This is a genomic window from Acidiphilium sp. (genome assembly GCF_049977125.1).
GTDB lineage: Bacteria > Pseudomonadota > Alphaproteobacteria > Acetobacterales > Acetobacteraceae > Acidiphilium.
Map to the genome: position 1 here is coordinate 4,258 of NZ_JBMFGY010000120.1, position 4,701 is coordinate 8,958.

At 62.5% G+C, this 4,701-nt stretch carries 4 protein-coding genes; 2 read left to right on the forward strand and 2 right to left on the reverse strand.

Going from position 1 to position 4,701, the window contains the following annotated elements; translation table 11 throughout:
* Positions 1 to 264: 264 nt before the first annotated feature.
* Both ACP5E6_RS14310 and ACP5E6_RS14315 read right to left on the reverse strand, forming a co-directional pair.
* Positions 265 to 933: an RlmE family RNA methyltransferase gene (locus tag ACP5E6_RS14310; RefSeq protein ID WP_427955016.1), complete on the reverse strand. Its 669-nt coding sequence runs from the start codon at positions 931 to 933 to the stop codon at positions 265 to 267.
* 13 nt (positions 934 to 946) lie between these two features.
* On the reverse strand, positions 947 to 2,044 hold the full coding sequence (locus ACP5E6_RS14315; RefSeq protein ID WP_427955017.1) for a Ppx/GppA phosphatase family protein: 1,098 nt from the start codon (positions 2,042 to 2,044) through the stop codon (positions 947 to 949).
* A 233-nt stretch (positions 2,045 to 2,277) separates the two neighbouring features.
* Between ACP5E6_RS14315 and rpsT the strand changes: the two genes are divergently transcribed.
* On the forward strand, positions 2,278 to 2,550 hold the full coding sequence (rpsT, locus tag ACP5E6_RS14320; protein ID WP_427955018.1) for a 30S ribosomal protein S20: 273 nt from the start codon (positions 2,278 to 2,280) through the stop codon (positions 2,548 to 2,550).
* A 563-nt stretch (positions 2,551 to 3,113) separates the two neighbouring features.
* Complete coding sequence (gene dnaA, locus ACP5E6_RS14325; RefSeq protein WP_427955019.1) at positions 3,114 to 4,556, forward strand: chromosomal replication initiator protein DnaA; 1,443 nt, start codon at positions 3,114 to 3,116, stop codon at positions 4,554 to 4,556.
* Positions 4,557 to 4,701: the final 145 nt, after the last annotated feature.

Genomic DNA, 4,701 nt, shown 5'->3' on the forward strand with positions numbered 1-4,701 from the left:
CCACCCGTGTAGCGTCCACCCGGTCGCCCGATGGGTCCTCGTGAAAAATGGGAGTTTGAAGGCACGAACACCAACACCGCCATCGGGGCTGACCACGCGGTGAGCGCCGAGACGATGGGATCGCCGATCATGCAGGGGCCTCACGCACCGAACCCCTCTCCCAATGATTATTTTGCGCTAAAGTATAGTGAAGCGTCAGACTACTACGCCTCTATAATAAAACCTGATCGATCAATACCTGCGATTTCCATCGCTGGATCGGTATCAATCGGGACGATACCCGGTCGCGACCAGATACAATTCCCGGCTGTCCTTTCGGCTGGCAGCGGGTTTGGCGTGGCGCACCAGGGTGAAGCGGCGTTTGAGCAGCGCAAGCATGCCGCCTTCGGCGCCGCCTTGGAACAATTTGGTAACGAAGCCGCCGCCGGGTTCGAGGGTCTTGAACGCGAAGTCGAGTGCCAGTTCGGCGAGGCCCATGATTCGAAGGTGATCGGTCGCCATGTGGCCGGTTGTGTTAGGCGCCATGTCCGACAGGACCAGATCAGCACGGCCACCGAGCACGGCGCGCAACTCCCCTTCCATCGCGGCATCCTGAAAATCGCCGACCAGAAGCGTAGCGCCAGGGATCGGATCGATCGCCAGCAGGTCGATGCCGACGACGCGCGCTGCACCGCGGGCCAGCGCAATCTGGGTCCAGCCGCCGGGGGCGGCACCGAGATCGATCACGCGGCTCGCTTTGCCGATCAGGGTGAATTTATCATCGAGTTCGATCAATTTGAACGCGGCGCGTGAGCGATAGCCCTTGGCTCTCGCCGCCTCGACGTAGGGATCGTTCAACTGGCGGGTCAGCCATTTCTGCGACGAAGGTTTGTGCTTGCGCGCGGATTTGAGCCGCACCGTCGTGCGGCGGCCTTGCGGGGGATCATCCGTCATCGATAGGGTCTGTTCATGCCTGAAAGGCGCGCGGCCGGGCGCGGGCGGCGCGGATCAGTCGCATCAGCATGCCCTCGCGCAGGCCGCGATCAGCGACGGCGAGTTCGCCGGCCGGCCACATATCCTCGATCGCAGCAAAGATGGTGCAACCGGGCAGCACGAAATCGACCCGGTCCGGACCGATGCATGGATGCTCGGCGAGACCGGCGCGGCCAAGAGCGCGGATGGCGGCGAGGCCGCTGGCGACCTGTTCCCGCGGGAGCACGGCACCGTCGATCACGCCGCGGCGATAGCGGTCGAGTTTGAGGGCGATGCCGGCGATGGTGGTGACGGTGCCGCTGGTGCCAATCAGCCGCACGCCGCCCTGGCGGATTTCCTGGCCGATCCGATGGATCTGCTCGAACGGGCGCAGCAGCGCCTTGATTTCATCGACGACGGCGGAGAAACCGGCTTCGGTCTCGCACCAGCCAGCGCAGCGCTCGGACAGGGTAACGACGCCAACCGGAATGGTATGGTAACCAATGAGTTGCGGCACCGATCGATCGGCCGGGCTGTGGCTGCCAGGAACGCGGACCCAGGCAATTTCGGTCGAACCGCCGCCGATGTCGAACAACAGGGCGCGCCGCTCGGCTTGGTTGATCAGCGAGGCGCAGCTTTCCATCGCGAGACCGACCTCCTCGCGTGGCGAGATGGTCTCGATCGGCAATCCGGTGGCGGCCCGCGCGCGGGCGATGAAGGCAGCGCCGTTCTCGGCCTGGCGGCAGGCCTCGGTGGCGATGGCGCGGATGTCGGCGACCTGCCAGCGGCGCAGACGTTCGGCGCAAATGCTGAGGGCGTCGATCGCGCGATCCATCGCGCTGGTCGAGAGGGTGCCAGTGCGGTACAGCCCCTCGCCGAGGCGGACGACGCGGCTGAAACTGTCGAGCACGTGAAAGCCCCCGCCGCTGGGCACGCCAACGAGCATGCGGCAGTTATTGGTCCCGAGGTCGATCGCGGCAAAAGCCGGCGGGCGGGCGCGCCGATCCATCGGCGCGTGAGCGCGTCCACCGCACCGCTCGGCGGAAGTCCGGTGGGATACCGGGAAGGTCGGCAGGGCGATCTCGCTTGCCATGATCTCTTTATAATGGCCTCACCCATGGGCAGAGAGCAAGCCAGAAGTGCATGAGGGCCGGAATTGATCGCAATCGACCGGGCGGAGGCCGCGTCGGGTGCGCGACGGCCACTGACGCGCTTGACGTTCGAGATCGGCGAGGATATGTCGCTGCTCACGCCAATCGGGTCTGCGGGTGACGTCTCGCGGTCCGGTTTTTTCTGTTCCGTTTTCCAAAAGAGATCCTTGAGTTCATGGCAAATATCGCATCCGCCCAGAAGCGCATCCGTCAAACCGTGGTTCGCACCGCCCGCAACAAGGCGCGGCGCTCACGGGTGCATACGTTCGTGCGCAAGCTCGAGGAAGCGATTGCCCTCGGCGATCATTCCAAGGCACGCGAGGCGTTTATCGCCGCGCAGCCTGAAATGCAGCGCGCGGTGACCAAAGGCGTGTTGAAGGCCAACACCGTGTCACGGACGATTTCACGCCTATCGGCGCGTGTTAAGGCTCTCGGCGCCTCGTCCTAGAGCGATATGCGATTAAGTTGACGCGACAGCGGCAACATAATCGCATGAAATCGCTCGAAAAACATAGAGCTAGAGCGTTAAGCTGAAAACATAACGCTCTAGGCCGCCTCACGAAACGGCGGCCTCAATTCCGCCGACATGCGCCGGTTATGGCGCAGTCGCAGGAAAGTTCTGAATTTGATTTATTTTCTGTTTTTTGAGGCGGCATCCTCGGGTGCCGCCTTCATTATTTTGCGGCAATTTCCACGCGCAGGCGGAACTGTCATGGTTTGCGTGGCAATGATTTTTTTGAACTTCAACAGACCGGACCAATCGCCTGATTTCATGAGGAGTTTTTAAAAGGTCAATGCCAGGCCTTGATTTTTTCGAACACGAGGTCTCTTGCGCTCGGCCCATGACTTGGCCTAACCTACCTTCTCCAGAACATGGTTCAGCCGTCGGACGCCTTCGCATTCTGTAGTTTACACAACTATGGCGTGTAGCCTATTGCGTTTGATGTCTGAAGCGGTTTCGGCAAGACGGGGCAAGGCGGATTAACGGAGGCGATGCTGTTGGAAGCGCAAATGGTGCAAAGTTATGACGCAGACAACGCCCCGGACAGCGCTTCCCGACGGGAACCGCCGGCCGATGGCTGCAGTGACGCGACCTTGGCGCTGCAATGGAGCCGGGTGCGGGCGCGGCTGCAGGAGGAGATCGGCGAGGTCGAATATCGCAACTGGCTCCGCCAGGCCGCACTTCACGGGCTGGATGGTGATGAAATCACCGTGATGATGCCGACGCGGTTCCTGCGCGACTGGGTCAACAAGGAATATGGCGGACTGCTGACCAGTTTCTGGCAGTCGGAGAATCCGGCGGTGCGGCGGGTCGATATCCGCACCCGCCCAACCGGTGCGACCAATGCGGTGCCGTTGCTCGACGAACCGACCGTATCGGTCGGCAGACCGGCGCCGGCGGCGCGGCGGGAGAACGATGATCGCTCGGAAACCGTCGCCCCGCTCGACCCGCGTTTCACGTTCGACACTTTCGTGGTCGGCAAGCCCAATGAATTCGCCTATGCATGCGCCCGCCGCGTCGCGGATGGGCCGGCGCCGGGGTTCAATCCGCTGTTCCTGTACGGCGGTGTCGGCCTCGGCAAAACACATCTGATGCACGCGATCGCCTGGGAATTGTCCCAGCGGGCCGATGAAGTCACCGTCGCCTATATGTCGGCCGAGAAATTCATGCACCGCTTCGTCAGCGCGCTGCGCCGGCAATCGACGATCGAATTCAAGAACGAGCTGCGCAGCGTCGATGTGCTGATGGTCGATGACCTGCAATTCCTGATCGGCAAGGACGGCACGCAGGAGGAATTCTTCCACACGTTCAACGCCCTGGTGGATTCGGGCAAACAGATCATCGTTTCGGCGGACAAGTCGCCGTCGGATCTGTCGGGCATCGAAGACCGGCTGCGGACCCGGCTGGGCTGTGGCATGGTGGCCGATGTTCACGCCACCACCTACGAGCTGCGCCTCGCGATTCTGGAGGCCAAGGCCGCACGTTCCGGCGTGCCGGTACCGGGACGGGTGATGGAGTTCCTCGCCCAGAAAATCACCGCCAACGTCCGCGAACTCGAAGGCGCGCTGAACCGGTTGATCGCCCACGCCCATCTGTTCGACCGGCCGGTGACGCTGGAAGCCGCCAACGAGGTGCTGCACGACCTGCTGCGCGCCTATGACCGCAAAATCACCATCGAAGACATCCAGAAACAGGTCTCAGAACACTATCATATCCGGATCAGCGAAATGTCCTCGGTGCGGCGGGCCCGCAACATCGCACGACCACGACAGATCGCGATGTACCTCGCCAAACAACTCACCAGCCGCTCGCTGCCCGAAATCGGACGGAAATTCGGCAATCGCGACCACACCACCGTGATGCATGCCGTCGCCAAAGTGACCGAACTCATGGCCGCCGATCCGGATTTCGCCGAAGACGTCGAATTGCTCAGGCGCATCCTCGCGGTGTGACGGCGCTGGCCCTGGGTGGGGGGGAGGCAGGCAAGGCCAGGGCTCTGCCCTGGACCCGCTAAGGGCTTAGCCCTTAGAACCCTTTAGTTTTAGGTGAGAGGAGGGCTATCCAGGCCAGATCCGCGTCACGTCCGCGGCAGCGCCC